Here is a 24,827-nt window from a genome sequence, read left to right as displayed (position 1 = left end):
GATGAAGGGTTCGGGATCGGCTGATGACGGGTGAAGTGCGCATCGAGGCGGCGTGCGGCCGCATCGTCGGACAGTGGCGCGATCGGGTGGTGCGGTTTCTCGGCATCCCCTATGGGCAGGCCCCCGTCGGACCCCGGCGCTTTGCGGCGCCGCAGCCGCGGGCGCCGTTCAACCGGCCGCTGGAGGCTTTCTCCTACGGGCCGGTGGCGCCCCAGCGACCGCTCCTGCCGCCGCCGCTGGCACGGCTCGTCGGAGCGAATCACCGCGCCGACGAGGACTGCCTCTCCCTCAACGTCTGGACGCCGGACGTGACGGGCGCCCGGCCGGTCCTCGTCTTCATCCATGGCGGCGGCTTCATCCTCGGGGCGGGGGAACAGTATCCGGGCGACGATCTTTCGCGGCGCGGCAACGTCGTCGTGGTGACGATGAACTACCGTCTGGGCCTGATCGGCTTCAATCCGTTCGCCGAGATCTTTCCGGGCGACGAGCGCTTCGTCGCCAATGCCGGTCTCCTCGACCAGCGCCTCGCCCTAAAATGGGTGAGCGACAACATCGCGGCCTTCGGCGGCGACCCCGGCAACGTGACGATCGCCGGCGAGTCGGCCGGGTCGGTCTCGGTCGCCTGGCACCTCGTGACGAGGGGCTCGCAGCCCCTCTACCACCGGGCGATCATGCAGTCCGGGGCACTCAACCTCTTCTATGCGCGCGCCCGGGCCGTCGAGGTCGGCGAGGCGCTGACTGCGGGGATGGGGCTGCGGATCGACCGGGAGCGCCTATTCACGCTGACGCCGAAGCAGCTCGACGAGGCGTCCCGGCGGGCGGTGACGAGCCACACCGGGGTGATCTCGCGGCCGCATGTCGACGGCCACGAGATGGCGGATCTCCTGCCGGCCGAATTTGCTGCCGCGGCAAAGCCCGTGCCGCTCCTCATCGGCACCAATCGCGACGAGTTCTCGTTCTTTGCTAGCCTTCCCCTGCTGCCGATCGATACGGACAAGCCGGCCATGATGGAGATGATCGAGCGTCTGGCCGGACCCGAGGCCGCCGAGCGCATCGGCCGCCTCTACGCCGACGACAGGAAGGGCCGGATCGCCTTCGGCACGGACCTGCTCTTCCGCATGCCGGCGCTCGCCTTCGCCGACGGCCACGCGGCTGCGGGCAATCCGGTCTACTGCTACCGGCTGGACTGGGAGGCCAAGGGCCTGATGTCGCGGCTCGGCGCGACTCATTCGGTCGACCTGCCGCTGCTCTTCGAGGATTTTCTGAAGCCCTTCCGCTCGGCCTATCTCGGGGTGTTGCCCGATGCGCGGCGCCACGCGCTCGCCGAGCGGATGCGCGAGCACTGGCTCGCCTTCGTGCGCGAGGCGAGCCCCCATGTGAGCCCCGAGACGGAGTGGCCCGCCTATCGCGGCGGCGAGCGCCTGACCAAGGTCTTCGGCGAGAGCGACCACGTCGTGCCGGACCCCGAGGCCGTCCGCCGGATCACCTGGCAGGGCGTCGACGGCTATGCCATCTGAGCCCTGGCGCGATGCTTGCGACCCTGCAGCCGCTTGGCTGGCAGGATGCAAAGCGCTATCAGCCGTCGGAAACGTCGCGGATCGCCGCGCAGCCGGCGCTGGAGGCCGGGCGCGCGATGCGGCAGGCGAAAGCCCGGCCGACGTTGCGAAGGAGGCATGCATCTTGAGCGAAACGACCGGCCAGCAAGGTCCCGTCGGCGCCGGCCCGGCCATCGTCCTCGTCGAGCCGCAGCTCGGCGAGAACATCGGCATGGTGGCGCGGGCCATGGCGAATTTCGGCCTCGCCGACCTGCGTCTCGTCAACCCGCGCGACGGCTGGCCGAACGAGAAGGCGCGGGCGGCGGCCTCGCGGGCCGATCATGTGGTCGATGCGGTCCGGCTGTTTGCGACGCTCGAGGAGGCCACCGCCGATCTGAACTTCGTCATGGCGACGACGGCGCGCGCCCGCGACAGCTTCAAGCCGGTGCGCGGGCCGGAGGCGGCGGCGGTCGATCTGAGGCGCCGGGCGGCCGAGGGGCAGGGCACAGGCATCCTGTTCGGCCGCGAGCGCTGGGGACTGACGAACGAGGAAGTCGGCCTCGCCGACGAGATCGTCACCTTTCCGGTCGATCCGAAATTCGCCTCCCTCAACATCGCCCAGGCGGTGCTGCTGATGAGCTATGCCTTTCAGGCGGCGGGCCGGGAGGGGGACCAGTCGCCGCGCTTCGAGGCCAAGGTGCCGGAGCCGGCGACGAAGGAGGATCTCTTCCGACTGTTCCACCATCTCGAAGCCTCGCTGGAGCGGGCCGGCTACTTCTTCCCCGAGCCCAAGCGCGAGGTGATGACGCAGAACATCCGCACGATGCTGACCAAGGCCAATCTGTCGGAGCCCGAGGTTCACACGCTGCGGGGCGTCATCAAGGCCTTCGACTACGAGGCGGCCCAGCTGCGCAAGAAGCTCGGGGATGCGTCATGACCGGCGACGGGCTGCGCGGCTCGCCGGGGCCGGACCGGCCGGTGCTGGTGCTCGACAGCGGGATCGGCGGGCTGACGGTGTTGCGGGAGGCGCGCGTCCTGATGCCCGAACGGCGCTTCGTCTACGTCGTCGACGATGCCGCGTTTCCGTATGGCAATTGGGAGGAGACGGCGCTGCGCGGGCGGCTGGTCGAATTGTTCGGCGATCTCATCGCCGGGCACGATCCGCTCGCCTGCGTCATCGCCTGCAACACCGCCTCGACGCTGGCGCTGGATGCGCTGCGCGCCGCCTATCCGCAGATGACCTTCGTCGGCACGGTGCCGGCGATCAAGCCGGCGGCCGAGCGAACCCGCTCGGGCCTCGTCTCGGTGCTGGCGACGCCCGGCACGGTGAAGCGGCAATATACCCGCGACCTCGTCGAGCAGTGGGCGACGAAATGCGAGGTGACGCTGGTCGCCAGCGTCAATCTCGCGGCACTCGCCGAGACCTACATGCGCCAGGGCCTCGTGGAGGAAGCGGCGGTGAGGGCGGAGATCGCCCCCTGTTTCGTCGAGAAGGACGATGGCCGGCGGACCGACATCGTGGTCCTCGCCTGCACGCATTATCCCTTCCTCGTCAATCGCATGCGCAAGATGGCGCCATGGCCGGTGGACTGGCTGGACCCGGCCGAGGCGATCGCCCGCCGCGCCCTGTCGATCCTGCCGAAGGCTTCGCCCGACACGCCGATGACGCGCCATGACGACACGGCGCTGTTCACGTCCGGTGGGGCGGACGCGGTGACCCGCCGGCTGATGCAGGGCTTCGGACTGAGCGCATAGAGCCGCTGGCGGGAAAGAGGCTTCGCGTCAACCCTTCGTCCCGCGCTCGATGAACTTTTCGTAGACGAAGCCCTTCTGTCCGTCCGCTGACTCGATCTCGCACCAGCCCTGGCAGGACACCACCGTCACCGTATCGCCCTTGCCAAGGATGGCGACGATCGCCCCGTCATTGGTCGGCTCGGCCCGCATGTTGACCGAGGCGGTGGCGCGGCCGGTCGCCGCCGGCAGCGCGGCTTCCTGCTGCGAAGCCTCCTCGCCGGCGGCTTCGGCAGGCTCAGTGCCAGCGGCAGGCACGGGTGGCTGTGCCGCCGCCGGCGCCTCGTCCGCCTCACCGGTCGAAAGAAGGATCGACGGCGAGACGGTGACGAGACCGTTGGCGGCTCCGGCCGTCTCCGGTGGCGGCAAGGCCTCGGATGAAGCCGGCGGCGCGGCGCCTTCGAACTCGTCTGCGATCGGGGCAGCCGCGCCGATGGCGCCCGTCGCCGTCGGGTCGAGATCCGGCAGGCCCGGCGCTTGCGGCGCCATCTCGGTCGGAAGGCGAAGGGCAAGGGCGGCCGCGACGGGGTCGATGATGGTTTCTCCGGGGGCTTCTGCGGGCGTTCCGGGCACGGCGGTCGCGGCGTCAGCCGGCGCTGCAGCGTCGGCGCGGCGCAGGGAGGCATCGTCCAGCAGCGCCGTATCGGACGAGCCGTCGGCGGATGCCCGGGCGGTCGTCTGCGGGGCTTCGGGCGGGGCGGCAACGGGGCGCTCGCCGGTGGCGTGATCGGCGCGCGTGCTGCCGCCCGTCGCTGCCTGTGCTCGCGCATCCGTTGCGGGGTCGGACTGGCCGTCGCCACCGTCCGGCGCTGCCGCGGCGGACCCCTCGGACATGCCGGAAAAACCTGCGGGCTCGATGTCTCGCTCGGCTGCCGGCGGGGTCCGGAAGGCGGTCTCATGCGGCTCCGGCATCTCGCCGGGAAGCGGCGCGAAGGACGAGACCGCCAGCGGCACGAGGATGCCTGCCGAGATCGACGCCGCTGCCAGGAAGGCGATGATCGGACGGTCGCGCAGGCCTCGAGCGGCGCGCGAGATGGCGGCCAGAGGTGCCCCGCGGGTGCGGCCGGACGCCGATGCGCCGGAGCGGGCGTCCAGGCGCCGACGCATCCGGTTGATCAGCCGGCGGTCTTCCTCGGCCTTGTCGAAGGCCATGCGCCGATCGATCAGGCGGCCGCGAATGGCCTGTTCGCTCGGCTTTTCCGCGTTTTTTGCGACGACGTTTTCCCCGTCGCGGGACGGTCGATCCCCCGTTTCCATGAATTCCCGTCTCCTTGCCGATACACTCGGCTGCGGCCCTCGGCGCCCTCGCAATGGATCCCCGCAAGCGCCCGATCGAACGGCGGAGCGTGATCCGGTCGGCCCGGATTGCACGTTCGCACGTCGTCTCGAGATTGCCGTCTCGGCCCCGGTCCCCGCGGAGCTGAAAGATCCAGGCGCCTGACAGTCCGCCTTGCATCCCTTCGTTCGAATTGGAGCCTTTAAACATGGCGAAGGTCTGACGCCATCCCGTTTTGGGACAGGACGGTGCCAGACCTTGGTCGCAAGTTCGGTGGTGACGCGTCGGCGCGAACCGCCGACGCCGGTTGCAGCGGCCTACGCGGCCCGTGCGGATGCGCCGGCCGGGTCGAACCTTTGATAGAAGGTCTCGCCCTTTTCGGCCATTTCCCGCAGCAGCGGGATGGGCGCGAAGCGTTCGCCGAACCTTGCCTCGAGCTTTTCGCAGAGCGCGACGAAGGTCTTCACGCCCATGCCGTCGATGTAGCTGATCGTGCCGCCGGTATAGGGCGCGAATCCGAAGCCGAAGATCGAACCGATGTCGGCCTCGCGCGGATCGACGACGACGCCTTCGGCCATGGTGCGCGCCGCTTCCAGCGCCATCGTCACGAGGAAGCGCTGCTTCAGCTCCTCAAAGTCGATGCCGTCCGGGTCCTTCTGGTCGAACATCTCCTTCAGGCCGGGCCAGAGCTTCTTCTTCGCCGGCTTCTCCGGATAGTCGTAGAAGCCCTTGCCGGCCTTGCGGCCGAGCCGGCCGTCGCCCACCATGGTCTCGATCAGCTTGAAGTGCCGCGGGTCGACGGCATCCTCGCCCATGTCGCGCATGGTCGCCTTCATGATCTTCTGGGAGAGATCGACCGCCGTCTCGTCGTTGAGGGCGAGCGGGCCGACCGGCATGCCGGCGAACTTGGCGGCATTCTCGATCATGGCCGGGGGCACACCCTCGACCAGCATGTCATAGGCCTCGTTCATGTAGCGAAGCACGCAGCGATTGGCGAAGAAGCCTCTCGAGTCGTTGACGACGATCGGCGTCTTCTTGATCACGCGGACGAAGTCGAGGGCGACGGCGAGGGCCTTGTCGCCGGTGTTCGCGCCGAGGATCACCTCGGTCAGCTGCATCCTGTCGACCGGCGAGAAGAAGTGGATGCCGATGAAGCGGCCCTGATCGGGGAAGGTCTCGGCGAGGCTGGTGATCGGGATGGTCGAGGTGTTGGACGCGTAGATCGCATCGGCGGGCAGCACCTCGGCGACCTTCCGCGTCACCTCGGCCTTGACGTCGCGGTCCTCGAAGACCGCTTCGATCACCAGCTGCGCATCGGCGAGGTGGCCGTAGTCGGTCGTCGCGGTGATGCGGGAGAGCAGCGCCTCGCCTTTCGCCTGCGCCATCCGGCCCTTGGCGACGGCGCCCTCGACGAGTTTCTGGGAATGCGCCTTGCCCTTGTCGGCGGCGGCCTGCTCCTGGTCGATCAGCACCACCTCGAGCCCGCCCATGGCGGCGACATAGGCGATGCCGGCGCCCATGAAGCCGGCGCCGACGACGCCGATCTTCTTCAACTCGCTCGGGGCGATGTCCTTCGGGCGGCGGGCGCCCTTGGCCAGCGCCTGGGACGACACGAAGAGCGAGCGGATCATCATCCGCGCTTCCGTCGAGCGCAGCACCTCGGTGAAGTAGCGCTGCTCGACCTTGAGCGCCGTATCCATCGGCAAGAGCAGGCCTTCATAGACGCATTTCACGATCGCCTTGGCGGAGGGGTAGTTGTCGTTGGTCTCCTTGCGATAGAGCGAGGCGACCGCCGGCCAGACCTTGGCGCCGGCGGGCGAATAGACCGGGCCGGAGGGCAGCTTGAAGCGATCCTCGTCCCAGGGCTTCACCGGCGAGACGCCCTTCTTGAGCATCGCCCGGGCGGCATCGACCAGTTCCGCGTCGTCGACGACGGCGTCGATCAGGCCCATCTTCAGGGCTTCGTCTGCCGACAGGGTCGCGCCCTTCATCAGCATCTGCAGCGCGCCTTGCGTGTCCATCATGCGGGGCACGCGCTGGGTGCCGCCGGCGCCGGGCAGGATGCCGACCTTGACCTCCGGCAGGCCCATCTTGGCCGAGCGCGCGGCGATCCGGCCGTGGCTCGCCAATGCCATCTCGAAGCCGCCGCCCATGCAGGTGCCGTTGATGGCGAGGACGAAAGGCTTGCCGCAGGTCTCGAGCTTGCGCCACAGCCAGGACATTCGCCCAGCCTTGTCGAACAGCGTGGCGATCGCCGCCTCGCGGTTCTGGTCGATCTCGGCGTGGAAGTTCTCGAACATCGCGCTGATCGTCTTGAGGTCGGCGCCGCCGGTGAAGGAGCCCTTCTTGCCGGAGGTGACGACCGCGCCGGTGATCGCCGCATCCGCCACGACCTGGTCGATGATCCGGTCCATCTCGGTCATCGCCTCGTCGGTGAAGACGTTCATCGAGCGACCGGGCATGTCCCAGGTGACGAGGGCGATGCCGTCGGCATCGGTCTCGACGGTGAAGTTCTCATAGGTCATGGCTGCTCCCATCCCGTTCCGGCAGACCTTTGTCCGGTTACCGTATTTCCATTGAATTGAATGCGTTATCGCCGCTGGCGAAGGTCTCGTTGAGACAGTCTCAATCTTTCGCGCGCATTGTCACCTTCGCGAACTAAAGCGAGGGAGATGATTCGATGTCCGCGCCTGCATGCCCTGGTTGTCAGAGCTCGAAGCCCCTCGACTTCACCTTCTCCATGGCCTTCCAGCCGATCGTCGACACCTCGGCCAGCCGCGTTTGGGGATACGAGGCTCTGGTCAGGGGCGAAGCCGGCGAGGGGGCCTATTCCATCCTCAGTCGCGTCTCCGACGAGCAGAAATATCGGTTCGACCAGGCCTGCCGCGTCAAGGCGATCGAACTCGCCGCACGGTTGTTTCCCAGTCCCGAGCTGCATCTGTCGATCAACTTCCTGCCGAACGCAGTCTACGAACCGGCCGCCTGCCTGCGTGCGACGCTTGCGGCGGCTCGCAAGAGCGACTTTCCGCTCGGCTCGATCATGTTCGAATTCACCGAATCCGAAGAGATGACCGACGTCGCCCATCTCCAGAACATCATCGGCGAATACCGCAAGATGGGCTTCATCACCGCCCTCGACGACTTCGGCGCGGGCTATGCCGGCCTCGGCCTTCTCGCCGACTTCCAGCCGGACCTGATCAAGATCGACATGAAGCTGGTCCGCGGCATCGACCAGTCCCGTTCCCGCCAGGCGATCCTGTCGGCGATCCTCCATGTGGCGCGCGAACTCGGCATCACCGTGCTTGCCGAGGGGGTCGAGACGGAAACCGAATTCGGGGCGCTGAAGGCCGCTGGCGTGAAGTTGTTCCAGGGCTACTACTTCGCCAGGCCGAGCTTCGAAGCGCTGCCGCCGGTCCGGATCGCAGCCGAAGGCATGGCTGCGGTCCAAACCAAGCAAGCGGTCGCCTGACGCGGCCGATCCGGCGAGAGGTGACATCGCGCGCCTCAGACCCGCTCGATGATGGTCGCCGTGCCCATGCCGGCGCCGATGCAGAGCGTCACGAGGGCCGTCTGCTTGTCCTGGCGCTCGAGTTCGTCAAGCACCGTGCCGAGGATCATCGCGCCGGTGGCGCCCAGCGGGTGCCCCATGGCGATGGCGCCGCCATTGACGTTCATGATGGAGGGATCGATCTCGAAGGCCTGGCAATAGCGCAGCACAACGGCGGCGAAGGCCTCGTTCAGCTCGAACAGGTCGATGTCCTTCAGCGACATGCCGGACCGCTCGATCAGCTTCCTCGTCACGTCCACCGGGCCGGTCAGCATCAGCGCCGGGTCCGAGCCGATGTTGGTGAAGGCGCGGATGCGGGCCCGCGGCTTGACACCGAGCATCTCGCCGCCCGCCTTCGAGCCGACGAGGACGCCGGCGGCGCCGTCGACGATGCCCGAGGAGTTGCCCGCGTGATGGACGTGCTCGACGGTCTCGATCTCCGGATGGGCCTGGATGCCGACGGCGTCGTAGCCGCCCATCTCGCCGATCTGGGCGAACGAGGCCTTCAGGCTGCCGAGGGACTGCATGTCCGTCGACGGGCGCATGTGCTCGTCCCGGTCGAGGATCATCATGCCATTCTGGTCGGTGACCGGGATCACCGACCTGGAGAAGCGACCCTCGGACCAGGCCCTGGCCGCTCGCTTCTGGCTCTCGACGGCATAGGCGTCGACGTCGTCGCGGGAAAAGCCGTATTTCGTCGCGATCAGGTCCGCCGAGACGCCCTGCGGCATGAAATAGGCCGGGATGCCGACCGAGGGGTCCATGACCCAGGCGCCGCCGGACATGCCCATGCCGACCCGCGACATCGACTCGACGCCGCCGGCAATGACGAGATCGTCGGCGCCCTGCGCCACCTTGGCGGCGGCGAGATTCACCGCGTCGAGGCCCGAGGCGCAAAAGCGTGAGATCTGCATGCCGGGCGCGGCGAAGTCGTAGCCGGCCTCGAAGGCGGAGGCCTTCGGAATGACGCTGCCGGCCTCGCCGACGGGATCGACGCAGCCGAAGATGATGTCGTCGACCCTGGCGGTGTCGATGCCGTTGCGATCGCGCAGGGCCTCGAGAACCTTGGCGCCGAGACGAACCGCCGGCACCTCGTGCAGCGCGCCGTCCTTCTTGCCGCGCCCGCGCGGGGTGCGGACGTGATCGTAGATGTAAGCTTCGGCCACGGCGTGCCTCCTCTCCCATGGTGTGGGCTGGTCCACCGTCGGCGATGGGTCGCCGCGATGCCGCCCGCGTTGCGTCCTGTATGACTTACATTGACGTAAACGTCAATTTTCGCGCATGAAAATGCGACGCCCGCCTCGTGTGTCCACAGCTCGCTGCAGACCGGTTCAACGGAAACGGTAGACCGTCACTGCGACGGAAAAGCGACATCCTGCAACGCCAAGGCCGCCGCGCAAATCCGCGGCGGGAGGCGTCGGGTGTCGGGAGCCGAACCGGCGCGACGCTTTGCCGCCGCGCCGCGCCAGGTCCGATCCGACATGCGGCTGATGCCGCGGTGGCGATCAGTCCGCCGAACTGTCCAGTCGCGAACGGACGAAGTCGATCGTGGTATCCATCGCCTTGATCGACGCTTCGATCTCGCGCTTTTGCTCCAGCAGGATGTGGCGCTGCTCTTCGAACCGCTCCACCGAGACTTCGAGCTGCTTCCGCTTGCCGTTCGGCTGATGATAGAGCTCGATGAGCTGTTTGGCCTCGGTGAGCGAGAAGCCCAGCATCTTGGCGAGCAGGATGAGCCGAAGCCGCGTGCGATCGCGGCGGCTGTAGAGCCGCGTCGTGCCGCGCCTGGCCGGCGCGAGCAGCCCGCGATCCTCGTAGAACCGCAGGGTTCGCAGCGTGACGCCGAACTCCTGGGACAGGTCGCCGATCCGGAACGTCTCCTTTTCGGCGTGGGGATCACCGCTGAGCCCCAGCAGGAAGTCGACGTCGACGCCGATCTCTTCTTCTATCGGCCGAGCGGCCGCTGTTTGATTAGCCATTACAAGATTCCATTCTTGCCCCGAGACGCGGGTCGACCTGCCGGAAGGCAAGCCCCGAATCCCTACCTAGAGGAATACCGACCCAATTGCGGCTCTTCAAAGACATATTTGTAACAGGCACCGAAACCGGCTCCAGCTTCAAGCCGGCTTCCCGTTCTAATCCCTAGCGAGCCGTAAATGGGACGGGCTTAGTTCTCATCGCCTTTAAATGGGGTGCATCGAGGCCGTTCCAAGACGAATCGCGACGCGTGACGAGACGGGGGCAATCACGGCCCGCGGCCGTGGGAATCGGGAAGAGCTGGAAATGGCCGATCTGAGCGGGATGGCAGCGGGCAGACGCCAGGGTGGACACGAGGCGACGTCGCTGGAATCACTGAACCGGACTCTCGAGGAGCTGGAAACCCGGCTGTCTCGGCTGACCGCCAGCCATGCCCGTGCCGCGGCCGATCTGCGGCGCGAGGAAAGTCGGGCACCCTATCGCGACGAGGTCGCCGACGCCGCGCCGCGCCGGGTCGCCGCAGGCGGCGGGGCGGCTGCCCCGCGGGCCGATCTTTCCCAGGCGGTGTCCCAGATCGTCCTGCGCCAGCGGGCGCTGAACCGGCAGCAGGCCGCCCGGCACGCCCCTTGCGACGACCATGCGGCGGAGGATGTCGCCGCCGGAAAAGCTGTGGACGAGCCGGCCGCGACGCAGAAGGTCGCTGCCCTGCCGACGGTTGCCGCCGCTGCAGAGCAGGGCGCCGTGCGCGGCAACGTCCCGTCCGGGCCGACGATCACCCAGCAGTTGGAGCGGCTGCGCGAGGAGCTGCGCGCCGACATGGCGAAGAGTTTCCAGCCGCGCTTCGACGACATGCGCGATGCGGTCGACGACCTGCGCCGGATGATCGCCGAGCGGGCGAGCACCGACCGGATCGACGCCGAGATCGCACGGGTCAACGACGGGCTGGCCCGGATGGCGACCAACGGCGCCGACAATTCCGGTGTCGAGAGCCTGAGGGCGGAACTCGAGTCGATCAAGACGCTGGTCAAGGATCTGGCCCGCGAGGAGAGCCTCAACGTCGCCGACCGCAAGTGGGACGACATCCGCGCCACCATCACCAGCCGCGAGGAGGCCAACACCTCCGAGCGCCGCGACATCAAGGACCAGCTGGAGCGTCTGCGCCTGTCTCTCGGCGGGCTCGCCAGCGAAGAGCATGTCAAGGCGGTCGAGCGCCGCTGGGACGAATTCGAGAGCCGCTATCTCGACAAGCCCGAGAAGGAAGAGGGGGCCGACCTCACCGAACTCCTGAAGTCGGAAATGGCCCATCTGCGCGAGAAGCTCGAGACGCTGGCCTCCGAACAGTCGGTCAAGGCCGTCGAGGCGCGCTGGGGATCGCTCGAGGAACGCTTCGCCTCGCGGGCGATCGAGGAGAACATGGCCGGCCTCGCGGGCCGGATGGAGCAGCTCGAGCTGACCTTGAGCAAGCTTCCGGGCAGTCTCGCCCTCGAGCCGATCGAGACGCGCCTGAAGGCGCTCGCGGAGGGTCTCGAGGCGCTCGGCCGGAACCGCGTCGACGAGACGGAGACCGCGCACTTCCAGGCCATCGACGAACGCCTCGACGAGATCTCGCGGGCGATCGTCGCCGCCGCCACCAAGGCGCCCCCCGTCGACATGTCGCCGGTCGAGCGCGTCGAGGCGCGGCTGCAGTCCCTGTCGAACCGGGTCGATGGCCTTGCCGAGGCGGATGTCGACGCGATGTCGGCGAGGATCGCCGAACTCGCCGACCGGATCGAGAGCCTGTCCAACGGCCCCGCCATTGCCATGCTCACCGAGCGGATCGAATCCTTTTCGACCCAGCTCGACGCGCTCGCTGGATTTGGCGAGGCCCAGTCGCCCGACATCAGCGCGATCGAGGCTCGCCTGGCTGGCCTCAGCGATCGGCTGGAGATGTTCGCGGTGCCCGGCCTCGATCCCGAGATCGTCGCCGCCCTCGAGGCCCAGATCGTCCGCCTGTCCGATCGCATCGCCGAAGTCGGAAGCCTCACCGCCCTGTCCGATCCCGATCTCGACGAACGCCTCGCGACGATCGAGTTCCGCATCGAGGAGAATCGGGAGTCGATCCTGGAATCCGCCGAGGCGGCGGCCGAGGCTGCCGTGCGCCGGATGATGGAAACCGGCGCGGGCGGCCAGAACGGCTATGTCGAGCAGCTGGCCGGCGACCTGCGTGAGCTCCAGGCGATGTCCCGCGCGAGCGGCGAACAGAGCCAGGGTTTCTACGAGGCGATGCACCAGACGCTGCTGAAGCTCGTCGACCGGATCGACCGGATCGATTCCGAGCTGGTGAGCACACGCGAGACGACCATTCAGGGGGAGGCTTCTGCGTCGACCGAGGGCCGCGCACCGGCTCCCGAACTCGTCCAGGAGGCAGCCCCCCAGGGACTGCGCGCCTTGCTGAAGCGGCGCACGCCGAAGCGCGCCGAAGCGCCAGCGCCCCGGGATCTGCCCCGCGACCCGTGGCACGAGCCAGAATTTGCGCCGCAAAGCGAGGTCAACGGCGAGTTCACGCGAGAGAGCCGCTACGACGTCGAACCCGCCGCGGTCGACGGCGAAGCCGACGCCCTGACGGCCCGCGAGGTCAACCGTCCGCTCGCCGTGGGTTCGGGACAACCCGACATCGTCTCGCTGATCGAGCGGGTGCGGGCGCAGCAGGCGGGCCGGGCCGATGCCGAAGACCACGGCGGGAAGGCCGACTTCATCGCGGCCGCCCGCCGCGCTGCCCTGGCTGCGGCGGCCGAAGCCGATGCCATGCGCACGTCGCGCGATCCTGGCGAGGAAGACGAGCAGGGCGAGGGTTTCGTCGCGACCGTCCAGCGTCGCCGCAAGCCGATCCTCCTCGCCGTCAGCGCCGTGCTGCTCGCCCTCCTGGCGATCCCCCTCGGCCAGATGGCCTCGGGCATTCTGACGGACGAGCGTCCGGCCGAACAGGCGAGGACCGCCCCCGACGAGGCCCCTGCGCCGGCGGCCTCGTCCGAACCCGGCCCGGCCATGCCCTCTGCGCCGGTCCTCACGCCGGAGACGGGGGGCGCAGCGAGCGACGGGCCGCAGGTCCGGTCTTCGGGCGAGACGGAATTCTCGCCGTTGGCCGCGCCTGCAAGCGGCGCCGACGCCCCGAAGGTTGGCTTCTCCCTCGAAGACGGCGCGGGCCAGGCAGGTTTCGCAGGCGCCGGCGAGGCCGCTGCGGCGCCGCAGGCGGGCGATGCACCGGCCGATGCACCGGTCGTTTCCGACGTCGCCAGCGAGGCGGATACGGGCGGTGCCGCGGCGACTGCGGGCGCCGGCGAGGTGCCGGCGACGACACGTGCGCAGCCGGTCGCGGCGGCCGAGCTGCCGGCGCTCCCCGAAGGTCTCGCCTCCGCGCCGCTGACCGAGGCGGCGAAGGCCGGCGATCCCAAGGCGCTGTTCGAGATCGGCCTCCGGCTGATGGAGGGCCGCGTCGGCGATCCCGATCCCAAGCTCGCGGCCCAATGGTTCCAGCTCGCGGCGGATCGCGATTTCGCTCCCGCCGAATACAGCCTCGGCACGCTCTACGAGAAGGGCAACGGCGTCGAGCGCGATCTCGCCCGGGCGCGCGACGCCTATCTCGCGGCCGCCGACGGCGGCAACGTGCGCGCCATGCACAACCTCGCGGTCCTTTACGCCACCGGCATAGACGGCAAGTCCGCCCCGGCCGAGGCCGCGAAGTGGTTCGAGAAGGCGGCCAGCTACGGCATGCCGGACAGCCAGTACAATCTCGGCATCCTCTATGCCCGCGGCGCCGGCGTCGATCAGGACCTCGCCCGGTCCTACAAGTGGTTCTCGATCGTCGCCAAGTCCGGCGATACCGACGCGGCGGCAAAGCGCGACGAGATCCGCAAGGCGCTGACCCCGGCGCAGTTGAAGGTGGCCGAGACCCAGATCACCGACTTCCAGCCGCTGGCGCGGAACGAGGCGGCCAACACCGTCGACATCCCGAAGGACTGGTCGGGCGCCTCGGAGCAGACCGAGACCTCGTCGATCGACATGGCCCGCGCCATCCGCAACATCCAGGCGATCCTGATCAAGCTCGGCTACGAGCCCGGCGCGCCGGATGGCGTCATCGGTGGCAAGACGACCGAGGCGATCATGGCCTTCCAGAAGGACTCCGGTCTCCAGCCGAGCGGCAAGGTGGACGAGACGCTGATCCGCAAGCTGCTCGAGCGCAAGGACGGCTGAGCCTGCGCTTTTCTTCGTCCGCGACCGGGCGCAACGGCGCTTCGGCGTTTGACAGGGGACAGGGTTCGAGCCAGAACGAAAGCACCCGCCGCCCGGCGGGGCCACTCAAGCTCCATCGGCCGCGCCGCCCGTGAATCTCTATCTGCCGATCGCGGAAATCTCGCTGAACGTCTTCGTCCTCGTGGGGATGGGCGCGGCGGTGGGATTCATCTCCGGCCTGTTCGGGGTCGGCGGCGGCTTCCTGATCACGCCGCTGCTGATCTTCTACAACATCCCGCCCGCCGTGGCCGTTGCGACCGGCGCCAACCAGGTCATCGCCGCCTCCTTTTCCGGCGCGCTCGCCCATTATCGGCGCGGCACCGTCGATCTGAAGCTCGGGACGGTGCTCCTGATCGGCGGCCTCTTCGGATCCGTCGGGGGCGTCCTCCTGTTCACTCTGCTGCGCCGGCTCGGCCAGCTCGATCTCGTCGTCTCGCTGCTCTACGTGGTGTTTCTCGGCGGGATCGGCGGGCTGATGCTGGTCGAGAGCGTCCAGTCGATGCTGCGCTCGCGCTCGCAAGGGTCGGGCGAGGTGAGGCGGCCGGGCCAGCACAGCTGGGTCCACGGCCTGCCGCTGAAGATGCGCTTCCACCGATCGAAGCTTTATGTCTCCGTCATCCCGGTGCTGGTGCTCGGCGCGCTGATCGGCCTGCTCGCCGGCATCATGGGGGTCGGCGGCGGCTTCATCGCGGTGCCGGCGATGATCTATCTCCTGAGGGTGCCGACCAACGTCGTCATCGGCACGTCCCTGTTCCAGATCATCTTCACGGCCGCCGCCACGACCATCCTGCAGGCGGCGACCAACCGCACGGTGGACGTGGTCCTCGCCTTCCTCCTGATGCTCGGCGGCGTCGTCGGCGCCCAGTTCGGCACCGAGGCGGGGCGCAAGCTGCGGGGCGACCAGCTGCGGGCCCTGCTCGCGGTGCTGGTCCTTGCCGTCGGCCTGCGGCTCGGCTTCGAACTCGTGGTCACGCCCGTCGAGCCCTACACCATCACCCTGCCGACGGGAGAGACCGGGTGACCGGCGAAGGGCGGATCGGGCGCGACCGGCCGACGATCCGTCGCCTTGCATGGACGATGCGCATGGCATTGGCGGTGCTGGCCTGTGGCTGGCTGGCGATCCTCGCGCCCGGAACCCAGGCCCAGGAGGGCAACGAAAGCTTCGAGATCGGCCTCTCCACCAGCACCATCTCGATCAGCTCGGATTTCACCGGCGCGCGGCTCGTCGTTTTCGGCGCCCTCGACAACGCCGATTCGCGGCTCCTCAGACAGCAGCGCTACGACATCGTCGTCGTCTTGGCCGGCCCGCGTCGACCGGTCGTCGTGCGCGAGAAGGAGCGCACCTTCGGCCTCTGGATCAATCGCGGTTCGGAAACCTTCGAATCCGTCCCCGCGTCCTACGCGCTGGCTGCGACGCGGCCGCTCGCCGACATCGCGCGCAAGGAACTGCGCGAGAGGCTGTCGCTGGGGATCGAAGATCTGCAGCTGACGAACGTCCCGGCGCGGCTGGCCGGCGCACCGCCGGCCGTGGGCGAGCCGGCGGGCGTGGCGGAGATCCAGCCCAATGTCGGCCTCGCCGAGCGCCGTGCCATCGCCGCCGGCCGGCCGCCGGAAGCCGCCGCCGTCGACGCCTATGCCGAGGCGCTGAAGCGCATCCGCGAGCGCAAGGGCCTCTACAATCAGAGCGTCGGCGCCGTCCAGTTCGTCAGCCCGACGCTGTTCCGGGCCGACCTGCAGCTGCCGGCGGACCTTCCCACCGGCACGCACACGGCACGAGCCTATCTCTTCCGCAGCGGGGTCTTCATCCGCGAGAGTTCGGAGCCGCTCTATGTGCGCAAGTCCGGCTTCGAGAGCTATATCGACGACATGGCAACGCGCTACGGCGTCCTCTACGGCATCGCCGCGGTGCTGCTGGCGATCTTCACCGGCTGGTTCGGGCGCCTGGTCTTCAAGCGCGACTGACCCGTCGCCGGCCGGGGACGGCGGCCTGAAACCGCGCTCGGCCTGGACCCTCGTCTCGCCACAGCAGCACAGGGCGGGCCGAAGAGCGGCGGGCATCGAGCGGCGGCTCGCGGCGCGGCGGCTTCCGCCGATGACGATGGCCCGTAGCCGCCTATCTTCGACGGGGATGAGCACGATGAACGACGAACCCATCCCGCCCGCCGCCCATGCGGCCCGGCCACCCCGTGGCGCAAGCCTCGCGGCTCCGCACGATCACGCGCGCACGGCCTGGGCGCTGGCCCTCTTCGGCCTTGTGCCGTTCGTGGTGATGGCGGGGCTGCTGGCCTATGCCGGCCGGGAGTTCATCGCCTTTCCGATGCTCGTCCTGGCGTTCTCGGGCTATTCCGCGACGATCCTCGCCTTTCTCGGCGGCATCCGCTGGGGCTACGCGCTGAGCCCCGGGCACCAGGCGATCGGCACGCTGGTCCTCTCCGTGCTGCCTTCGCTGTTCGGCTGGGCGCTGCTCTTCGTGCCGAGCCCGTGGGTCTTTGCGGGCTTTGCGGCAGGCTTCGCCCTGACCGGCGTCTGGGACGGGATCGCCGCAAGACGCGGCGCCTTGCCGGGATGGTTCGGCCGGCTGCGGCTCGTGCTCGCGGCCTCCGTCACCCTCTGCCAGATCGTCGCCTTCCTCGCGACGTGGAACTGACGGCCCGCATCAGCCGGCAGCGAGGGCCTCGAACCTGACCGGGTAGATGCCGGCATGGCCGATCATGCAGGCGAGCGCCCGTGGCATGTCGAAGAGCCCGTGAAACGCCCGGTCGAGGACGTTGAGGCCGCCGGTGGTGACGCCGAAGGAGGGGAGGATCATGCGGTGGCCGTCGGTGGCGAAGCAGGCCCGCCGCGAACCGCGCCCCGCCAGCCGCGCCACCGGGTGCAGATGGCCCGAGACCTCGCCGCGCCGTGTTCCGGCGCTCGGCTCGTGGCGGAAGGCGAGGGCGCCCGCCGCCACCTCGAACAGCGTCTCGCCGCCGATCCCTAGCGGCGGTTCCGGATCGTGATTGCCGGTGATCCAGACCCAGTCGCGGCCGCGCATCAGGGCGGCCAGATTGTCGCGCTCGCCGGCCGGCATCAGCGCCGCGCCCCTGCGGTCGTGAAAGGAATCGCCGAGGCAGATCACCCGGGCGGGGGCATAGCGTTGGAGGACGAGAGAGAGCAGCGCCAGCGTCGCGGCGGTGTCGTAGGGTGGCAGGAACATGCCGCGGCGGGCGAAGGCGGCGCCCTTCTCCAGATGCAGGTCGGCGACGACGAGACAGTCCTGCGCCGGCAGATAGAGGACGCCGGCCGGATCGCAGGCGACCCGTTCGCCGGCCAGCGCGATCTCCAGCGCCTCGCCTTCGCCCTGCGCTCGCCGCCGTGCCAGTGCGTTCATCGCCTGCCTGTCTCGCTGCCTGATTCGCGGTTCGTTCCCATTTGGTCGAGATGGGGCGGCGAAGGCAAGAGTCCCCGGCACAGCGTCGCCGCGGCAGGACGGCGCAGACGCAAGACTGCGGATGACGGCGTGGAGGGGACGCGCCGCGAAAGTCAGAGGCTTTAACAACCCTCTCCGACTGACCCGCGCAGGGCGCTTTCAGTTGCATCGGCTGCCAAGGGCTGAGCGTTGGCGGTGCGGCTGCAACATAGCCGCGTCGTCTTCCCGGCCCCTGAGCCGGGATCCATTCCTCTGCGCTGAAATCGTCGATTCGCCCCAGACAAATTGTGGGTTAGGGCGGTCAGGGGCGACCGCCTTGGTAGCGTCGACGATTGGGAATGGATCCTGGGTCGGGCCCGGGATGTCGAGGCAGTTTTGTTTCGCGTGCGGCGCTCCATGTCATGGCCGCGGCCACGTCGCGATTACAGCCGTGTCACGACGGCGGGCATTCAGCCATGCAGGCTTGACAGGGTTGGAGCCGGTCACCATAACCCGGCCGCACAGGGACTTGGCGCTTCGGCGCAGAGGGCTCCGCGTGGTCGCAAGACCGGCGTCGACTATAGCCGTCTCGGGAACGGCCGACGTTCGAGGGGGAGTGTCCCGAGCGGCAAAGGGGGCGGACTGTAAATCCGCTGGCTATGCCTTCGTAGGTTCGAGTCCTACCTCCCCCACCACATCGCTTCATCCTGCGCTGCGCGGCTGTAGCTCCCAATGGTGGAGCGACAGCCTTCAAAGTTGCTGATGAGGATGGTTCGATCCCCTTCAGTTGAAAGGCCATGCGCAGCATCCCGCTCACGTTCTGCCGCAGCCGGCCCCGCGAATAGCCGGCGGGCCGGTCCGGACAGACGGAGCAGCCCCGTCCTCGGCTGCGAGACATCCTGCCCGGACTTCTCCGATCGACTGCCTGGCGCGCAGCGGCGATGGAGGGGGCGGGCTCAGCCTTCTCCCATCGCCAGCGCGATCATCGCCTCCCGCGAGGCCTCGCGGAGATCCGCGTCCCGCGCCTCGCCGGCGACGCTCTCGCGGCCGATCTCCAGCATCACCGGCACCGCCAGCGGCGAGATCTGGTCGAGGTCGATAGGAACGATGTGGTGCTTGATGCGGGCCAGCAGATCGGAGACGCGCGAGACGTCGAGAAGGCCGGTCGCGGCGTCCGCCCAGGTGGCCTGCATCAGGATGTGGTCCGGCTCGTGGGCTCTGAGAACGTCATAGACGAGGTCGGAGGAGACGGTGACCTGCCGCCCGGTCTTCTCCTGACCGGGGTGGCGCTTCTCGATCAGCCCGGAAATCACCGCGCATTGCCGGAAGCTGCGCTTCAGGAGCCAGGAATCGGCCATCCAGCTTTCGAGATCGTCGCCCAACATGTCCTCGTCGAACAAGGCGTCGAGGGAAAGCGATCCATCGGCGATCATCGCCCCCATGTCCCGCCGGCCCCAGATCGAGATCGCATAATCCGTCGCGACGAAGCCGAGCGGCATCGCCCGGGCCCGCTCCAGCCGGCGCGTGAGCAGCATGCCGAGGGTCTGGTGGGCGAGGCGGCCTTCGAAGGGATAGAGCACCATCTGGAAGAGCTTCCCGTTCGGGAAGGTCTCGACCAGGAGGTCGTTGGGCCCGGGAATGACCGACTTCAGCTTCTGGATCGACAGCCAGTCGCGCACCTGATCGGGCAGCACCGCCCAGCGGGCGGGGTCGGCCAGCATCGCCCGCACCTCCTTCGCCAGATAGGTGGTGAGCGGAAATTTCGAGCCGCCGTAATAGGGCACTTTCGGATCCTCGCTCGCAGCCTTGGTGACGAGGCAGGAGGTCTCGTGAATGCCCTCGAAGCGCAGCACCTCGCCGGCAAAGAGGAAGGTGTCGCCGGGCGAGAGGGTTTCGAGAAAATCCTCCTCGATCTTGCCGAGCGGCCGCCCGCCGCGGGCGATGGCCGAGGCGGTGCGCCGGCGGATCAGCCGGATCTCCAGCATCGGCGCCTCGATGATCGTGCCGGCATTCATCCGATACTGCTGGGCAAACCGGGGATGGGTGAGCCGCCAGGTGCCGTCCTCGGTCAGCCTGATCTTGGCATAGCGCTCATAGACCTTCAGCGCATATCCGCCCGTGGCGACAAATTCGACGATGCGCTCGAAGGTCTCGCGGGGAAGGTTCGCATAGGGCGCCGCCGACGCGACCTCCTCGTAGAGGTCGTCCGACCGGAACGGCGCCGCCACGGCCATGCCGAGGACATGCTGGGCCAGCACGTCGAGCGCCCCATCCCGAAGCGGCGGCGTGTCCTGGTGCCCGAGATAGTTGGCGTCGAGCGCGGCGCGGCACTCCATCACCTCGAAGCGGTTGGCCGGCACGAGGATCGCCTTCGACGGCTCGTCCATCCGGTGGTTCGCCCGGCCGATCCGCTGGGCGAGGCGCGAGGCGCCCTTCGGCGCGCCGACATGGATGACAAGGTCGACGTCGCCCCAGTCGATGCCGAGATCGAGGGTGGAGGTGGCGACGACGGCTCTGAGCTCGTTCTTCGCCATCGCCGCCTCGACCTTGCGGCGCTGGCCGACGTCGAGCGAGCCGTGATGCAGCGCGATCGGCAGCGTGTCGTCGTTGATCCGCCACAGCTCCTGGAACAACAGCTCCGCCTGGCTGCGGGTGTTGACGAAGAGCAGCGTCGTCTTGTGCTCTTTGATCGCGGCATAGACCTCGGGCAGCGCATAGCGCGCCGTATGACCCTGCCAGGGCACGCGCTCCTCCGATTCCAGGATGGCGATGTCCGGCTTCGCGCCGCCCTCGACGGTGATCAGCTCGGCTTCGCGGATCGCGCCCGGCGTCTGCGCCACCAGCCAGCGGCAGAGCTCGGGCGGCTCCGACACCGTCGCCGACAGGCCGATGGTCTGCAGCGCCGGCCGCAGTTTTCGCAGCCGCGCGAGGCCGAGGGCCAGGAGATGCCCGCGCTTCGACGTCACCAGCGAATGCAATTCGTCGAAGACGACATAGCGAAGGTCGGAAAAGAAGTCGGCCGCGTCCTTGCCGGCGATCAAGAGGGCCAGCTGCTCGGGGGTGGTGAGCAGGATGTCCGGCGGCTTCAGCTTCTGGCGCTGGCGGCGCACCTGGGAGGTGTCGCCGGTTCGGGTCTCCATCGTGACGGCAAGCCCGATCTCCTCGACCGGCCGCTCCAGATTGCGGGCAATGTCCGTCGCCAGCGCCTTCAAGGGCGAGATGTAGAGCGTGTGCACCCCGCGTGGCCGCTCGCCGGGTTTCCTGCGCCTGCGCAGCGACAGATCGACCAGCGCCGGCAGAAACCCCGCCAGCGTCTTGCCCGCCCCGGTCGGCGCGATCAACAGCACCGAAGCGCCGCCCTCGGCCTTCGAAAGCAGCTCAAGCTGATGCGGTCGCGGCGCCCAGCCATGCTGCGCGAACCATTGGAGAAATTGGTCCGGCAGGTGGATGGGGGCCGAGTCCGGCGCAAACAGGCCGGGCGCAAAAGGGGAGGGATGAGCGGTCACCGGGATGAAGTAGGAGCGGCACCGACGATGCGCCAGCGCGGGAAGCGCCGAAATCGCGGGATGACGGTCACCGCTGCTTCGACACGAGGGCAAAGCCGATGCCGAGGATGACGAGGCTGCCGGCGAGGGCGAAGCGGGCCGTCAGCGGCTCGCCCAGGAACAGCACCGCGCCGATGGCGGCGATCACCGGCACGGACAGCTGGACGATCGCCGCGGCGAGCGCCGTAAGGCCGGCCAGCGCCCGGTACCACAGGATGTAGCCGAGGGCCGAGGTGACGGCGCCGGAGAGGCAGGCGATGAAGGCGCCTTCGAGGGTGATCGTGCCGATGAGGGGCGACCCGACATGGGCCGGGCCGCCAGGCCCCGAGAGGCCCTGCGCTGATAGCCCCAGCCCGGGCAAGCCCAGCACCGAGACGGCCAGCAGCGGCAAGGCGAGGGGGACGGCAAAGATGAAATTGCCCGCCGTCGCGGCGACGGGATCGCGGGCGCCGCGGCCCTTCAGCGAATAGACGCCCCAGGCGATGCCCGAGGCGACCATCATCGACAGCCCCAGGGGATCGGGCCGCGTCAGCCCCGGTGCGAGCCACCAGAGGAAGGCGCCGAAGGCGAGCGCCAAGCCTGCCGCCTCCCCGACGCTGGGACGCTCGCCGCGGGCAAGACCGGTGGCGATCATCGTCGCCTGGACGGAGGCAAAGAGAATCAGCGCCCCGACCGCGGCGCCGAGCCGCAGATAGGCGAGGGAGAAGAACAGCGCATAGGCCGTGAGCGCCAGGGTCGCGACCAGGCTGCCCTCGAGCCTTCTGCGCGGGGCGCTCGCCGCCGCGTCGCCGCTTCGCTGATCTCGCCTCCATCGCGTGGGGCCCCAAGGCGCGAAGACGATGACCGCCAGCACCGCGGCACCGGAGAGCAATCGCAGGCCCGTGAAGCTCGCGGCATCGATCGCGCCGTCCGCCAGCGCCAGCCGCGCCAGAAGCGAATTGCCGGCAAAGGCGATCATCGCGAGGCTCGTCGGCCATAAGCTACGCAACATTGGGGCCGCTCCGCCGTCCGCTTTCGAGAAGATAGAACCGGGCGGACCGGCAAGGTCAATTGCCGGCGCCGCATCGGAGAGGCCGGACGGACCTTTCCCCGCCACCGGCCTCCGCGCCATTGGTGCGACCGGCGGTGAGTCTCCAGGATGCGGGGAGGCTTCCAAAAAAAACCCGTCGCGAAGGGTTCACATCGCCGCGCGACCCCGTTATATCACGCCCGGTCGGCGGCAGTCAGAGCCGCACGGCACGTTCGGCGCCAGCATCGTGACTTATCGGCCTCATGGTCCGGTATCCGAGGCTTGGCCGGACACGGCGCCCGAGGGCGCCCGTTGGGGAATAGGTTAACGGTAGACCCACGGACTCTGACTCCGTTAGTCCTGGTTCGAATCCAGGTTCCCCAGCCAGCCTAATTTTATTCTGAAAAATCAACCACTTACGAAATAGCCTGCTGCTACAAGTGTAGCAGTTCTGGGGTTTGTCGATCTGTGGACAAGTCAGAGCGGCGGCAGGCGCTCGACGATGATGAAGCCGGATCGGTCATCGGGTAGAGTCAACGTCTGGAGCGACGCCTTTTCCGCGTTGCAGCCTATGTAGCGATATCGGAGTTGGGAGAATCAGAGCGCTTTCTGACGCTCGATGTCTAGTCAAAATCTCTAGCTATAGGTCTGACAGGGCTCCGTTGTCACTGTTTGGCATTGAGAGCCTCATCGTAGTAGGTGACGGCGCTACGTTCTGCTAATAGTATCAAAACTATTGAAATAATTTTGGATCGCTTTGCGAATCTCATTCACTTTTGCTTGGCTGTCGTCGATCCCGAATCCTTCTTTTCTAAGAGAATCCATAATTTTATTATGTAACCAATGCTTGTTGCCATCTAGATCGTCCCAGTAATTTCCTTCCGATAATCCTTTTTCATACAATTCAAATGCGATGTGGCATGATTTAGATAAAGCCCCTAGTCGAGAGTTCAGATATTCCAAGATCATTGATCGAATCGGGTCTGGTATGAACGGGTCAAACTCAAAACGGGTGATCTGTGATCGCATATTTAAGAATTTTTGAGGAATCTGATATCCAGAAATCGTCATTTTGTTCGTAATTATTTCATGCTTGTTTCGAAGAGCCTCTTCGTTCACGCTGGAAAATATTATATCCGCAATGTTATCGTTTGCCCACGAATCCTCTGAGGCTATATCAAATTCGGCGAAAAGCTCTTCAGAAATGTTGGAGAGCCTTTCAATAACGCGCTTCTGATATTCTGTATTAACGGCATTAAGAAGTCCGTTCTTAGCTTTAATATACGTCATGATAGCTATAACAGCAGCAACGACGTAGAATGCAATCTGTATGATTTTGAGAAGAATATCCAGATGGACCATTCATTAAGACCCAATTCGGCTCGGATTATACACGCTCTTTTTAACGCAACGTTATCGCATTATCGCGACTTTCGCCATGGGTTTTGGCAGGCAGCGCCATAGGTGCTTCCCGATATGCATTGAAGGATGAATATGCTGACTCCGCAGGGCGCAACATCATCGCCAGCGACCGCCAGCAAGCTCTAGGCGCGCCCCATGCCTCAACAAGCGCAATGACGATTCGTGAGCGCGTTTTGGAGAACGCCGAGGGCGAGGTAGCGAGAAAGCCCATGCGGCGGCTATCGCAGCCGCCTCTGGGGGTTATCCCCGCAAATCACAGGCTGTGCATAACCCGATCAGGCCCACCCTAAACAGCTGTAATTGCTAACAAGCGCCCGAATTATCCACAGCGATATCCACAGGAAGAAGCGGTGAATTGCGTTGATAACTCACCAGATCCGGCAAAATCACGGATATTAAGCTTCGCGTCATCTGCGGCATTGTCTATATATGGGTCGTTCGGACGCCACCGGTTCCAGCCACGGCATCCGAACACCAGAACGATAGATCTTCCCTTCCACAAGGGCGGTCTGTCAGCCCCCTTCCAAAAGGGGCTAGCCAGCGCGGCATATGTGCCGCGCTGGTTCTTCCGTTATCAAGTTTTTCTCAAAAGATAAAGCGTCTCTCATGCCATAGGTCGATGCCGCGATGAGGTCGCTGGCGGACCGTGGTCACGAACCGCTAGGAGGCGCGACAAAGTCCGCGCCACTCATTGCCTCAGTGGCCTTCACCAATTCCCGAAGAACCTCGCCGGGCGCTTCCCCGGTCGGGCCCTCGCCAATGGGAACGATCTTCGTCTGATCTTTGTAAAAGACCGCCAGCTGACGGCCCTCGTCGGTCTGATACGCGACGAAGTCACCGACAACCGATGCGCCATCGACTTCGATCTCGACGACCGTCAAATCATTGATGAAACTATTGACTGCTTCGAGCGCGGCGTTCGCTCCAATCGTCCGCATCGCGCTCTCGACCGCCGGGGACACCGTCCCGTCAGCATCTGGAAAGGTCACGAGGACTTCGAAGCCCTCGCCATTCGTTTCTGCCTCGTGGCGTGCCGCTGCTGCGGCTGTCCTCTTACTCATTCTGGTT

General features: G+C 67.1%; 17 protein-coding genes and 2 tRNA genes. 10 read left to right on the top strand and 9 right to left on the bottom strand.

Features of this window, described 5'->3' with window-relative positions; all coding sequences use genetic code 11:
• The first annotated feature begins 23 nt into the window (after window positions 1-23).
• The 3 genes from ATO4_RS22280 (at window position 24) to murI (ending at window position 3,290) form a co-directional block, all read left to right on the top strand.
• A complete protein-coding gene (locus ATO4_RS22280; protein ID WP_083593973.1) occupies window positions 24-1,517 on the top strand; it encodes a carboxylesterase family protein in 1,494 nt (497 codons plus the stop codon).
• Between the two features lie 163 nt (window positions 1,518-1,680).
• The gene (locus ATO4_RS22275; protein ID WP_280940519.1) at window positions 1,681-2,472 is read left to right on the top strand and encodes an RNA methyltransferase; all 792 of its coding nucleotides are present in this window, start codon (window positions 1,681-1,683) and stop codon (window positions 2,470-2,472) included.
• Entirely contained in the window at window positions 2,469-3,290 is an 822-nt protein-coding gene (gene murI, locus ATO4_RS22270) for a glutamate racemase (RefSeq protein ID WP_083593971.1), read from the top strand. Before ATO4_RS22275 ends, murI begins: the two co-directional genes overlap by 4 nt.
• Before the next feature lie 27 nt (window positions 3,291-3,317).
• Here murI and ATO4_RS22265 read toward each other — a convergent pair whose 3' ends face one another.
• Complete coding sequence (locus ATO4_RS22265) at window positions 3,318-4,583, bottom strand: SH3 domain-containing protein (RefSeq protein ID WP_083593970.1); 1,266 nt, start codon at window positions 4,581-4,583, stop codon at window positions 3,318-3,320.
• A gap of 336 nt (window positions 4,584-4,919) precedes the next feature.
• Window positions 4,920-7,127, bottom strand: coding sequence for a 3-hydroxyacyl-CoA dehydrogenase NAD-binding domain-containing protein (locus ATO4_RS22260; protein ID WP_083593985.1), 2,208 nt, complete (start codon window positions 7,125-7,127; stop codon window positions 4,920-4,922).
• Between the two features lie 155 nt (window positions 7,128-7,282).
• On the opposite strand from ATO4_RS22260, the gene ATO4_RS22255 reads away from it, so the two are divergent.
• Window positions 7,283-8,071, top strand: coding sequence for an EAL domain-containing protein (locus ATO4_RS22255; protein ID WP_083593969.1), 789 nt, complete (start codon window positions 7,283-7,285; stop codon window positions 8,069-8,071).
• Between the two features lie 35 nt (window positions 8,072-8,106).
• Here ATO4_RS22255 and ATO4_RS22250 read toward each other — a convergent pair whose 3' ends face one another.
• On the bottom strand, window positions 8,107-9,315 hold the full coding sequence (locus ATO4_RS22250) for an acetyl-CoA C-acetyltransferase (RefSeq protein WP_083593968.1): 1,209 nt from the start codon (window positions 9,313-9,315) through the stop codon (window positions 8,107-8,109).
• Between the two features lie 339 nt (window positions 9,316-9,654).
• Window positions 9,655-10,128: a MerR family DNA-binding transcriptional regulator gene (locus ATO4_RS22245; protein ID WP_083593967.1), complete on the bottom strand. Its 474-nt coding sequence runs from the start codon at window positions 10,126-10,128 to the stop codon at window positions 9,655-9,657.
• A 304-nt stretch (window positions 10,129-10,432) separates the two neighbouring features.
• Here ATO4_RS22245 and ATO4_RS22240 point away from each other — a divergent pair, with 304 nt between their 5' ends.
• The 4 genes from ATO4_RS22240 (at window position 10,433) to ATO4_RS22225 (ending at window position 17,042) form a co-directional block, all read left to right on the top strand.
• The gene (locus ATO4_RS22240; RefSeq protein WP_083593966.1) at window positions 10,433-14,356 is read left to right on the top strand and encodes a peptidoglycan-binding protein; all 3,924 of its coding nucleotides are present in this window, start codon (window positions 10,433-10,435) and stop codon (window positions 14,354-14,356) included.
• A 130-nt stretch (window positions 14,357-14,486) separates the two neighbouring features.
• Window positions 14,487-15,416: a sulfite exporter TauE/SafE family protein gene (locus tag ATO4_RS22235; RefSeq protein ID WP_083593965.1), complete on the top strand. Its 930-nt coding sequence runs from the start codon at window positions 14,487-14,489 to the stop codon at window positions 15,414-15,416.
• Window positions 15,413-16,357 (top strand): TIGR02186 family protein, encoded by a 945-nt coding sequence (locus tag ATO4_RS22230; protein WP_245308892.1) that lies wholly within the window; start codon window positions 15,413-15,415, stop codon window positions 16,355-16,357. The genes ATO4_RS22235 and ATO4_RS22230 overlap by 4 nt, the downstream gene beginning before the upstream one ends.
• A 175-nt stretch (window positions 16,358-16,532) precedes the next feature.
• Window positions 16,533-17,042, top strand: a complete 510-nt coding sequence (locus ATO4_RS22225) for a DUF3429 domain-containing protein (protein WP_176223122.1) — start codon at window positions 16,533-16,535, stop codon at window positions 17,040-17,042.
• Between the two features lie 9 nt (window positions 17,043-17,051).
• On the opposite strand, the gene pdeM is transcribed toward ATO4_RS22225, so the two are convergent.
• Complete coding sequence (pdeM, locus tag ATO4_RS22220; RefSeq protein WP_083593963.1) at window positions 17,052-17,765, bottom strand: ligase-associated DNA damage response endonuclease PdeM; 714 nt, start codon at window positions 17,763-17,765, stop codon at window positions 17,052-17,054.
• Window positions 17,766-18,393: 628 nt separating this feature from the next.
• On the opposite strand from pdeM, the gene ATO4_RS22215 reads away from it, so the two are divergent.
• A tRNA-Tyr gene (locus tag ATO4_RS22215) sits at window positions 18,394-18,478 on the top strand.
• A gap of 261 nt (window positions 18,479-18,739) precedes the next feature.
• Here the strand turns inward: ATO4_RS22215 and ATO4_RS22205 are convergent.
• A complete protein-coding gene (locus tag ATO4_RS22205; protein WP_139802632.1) occupies window positions 18,740-21,256 on the bottom strand; it encodes a ligase-associated DNA damage response DEXH box helicase in 2,517 nt (838 codons plus the stop codon).
• Between the two features lie 100 nt (window positions 21,257-21,356).
• Window positions 21,357-22,319: a DMT family transporter gene (locus tag ATO4_RS22200; RefSeq protein WP_083593961.1), complete on the bottom strand. Its 963-nt coding sequence runs from the start codon at window positions 22,317-22,319 to the stop codon at window positions 21,357-21,359.
• A 331-nt stretch (window positions 22,320-22,650) separates the two neighbouring features.
• On the opposite strand from ATO4_RS22200, the gene ATO4_RS22195 reads away from it, so the two are divergent.
• A tRNA-Gln gene (locus ATO4_RS22195) sits at window positions 22,651-22,724 on the top strand.
• A 321-nt stretch (window positions 22,725-23,045) separates the two neighbouring features.
• Here the strand turns inward: ATO4_RS22195 and ATO4_RS27415 are convergent.
• Window positions 23,046-23,699 (bottom strand): hypothetical protein, encoded by a 654-nt coding sequence (locus tag ATO4_RS27415; protein WP_139802629.1) that lies wholly within the window; start codon window positions 23,697-23,699, stop codon window positions 23,046-23,048.
• 710 nt (window positions 23,700-24,409) lie between these two features.
• Complete coding sequence (locus ATO4_RS22190) at window positions 24,410-24,820, bottom strand: hypothetical protein (RefSeq protein ID WP_083593960.1); 411 nt, start codon at window positions 24,818-24,820, stop codon at window positions 24,410-24,412.
• Window positions 24,821-24,827 lie beyond the last annotated feature (7 nt).

This window comes from Aurantimonas sp. 22II-16-19i (genome assembly GCF_002088275.1).
Taxonomy (GTDB): Bacteria; Pseudomonadota; Alphaproteobacteria; order Rhizobiales; family Rhizobiaceae; genus Jiella.
The sequence above is the reverse complement of the archived record's forward strand: the minus strand, read 5'-3'. Positions and strand labels throughout refer to the sequence as shown.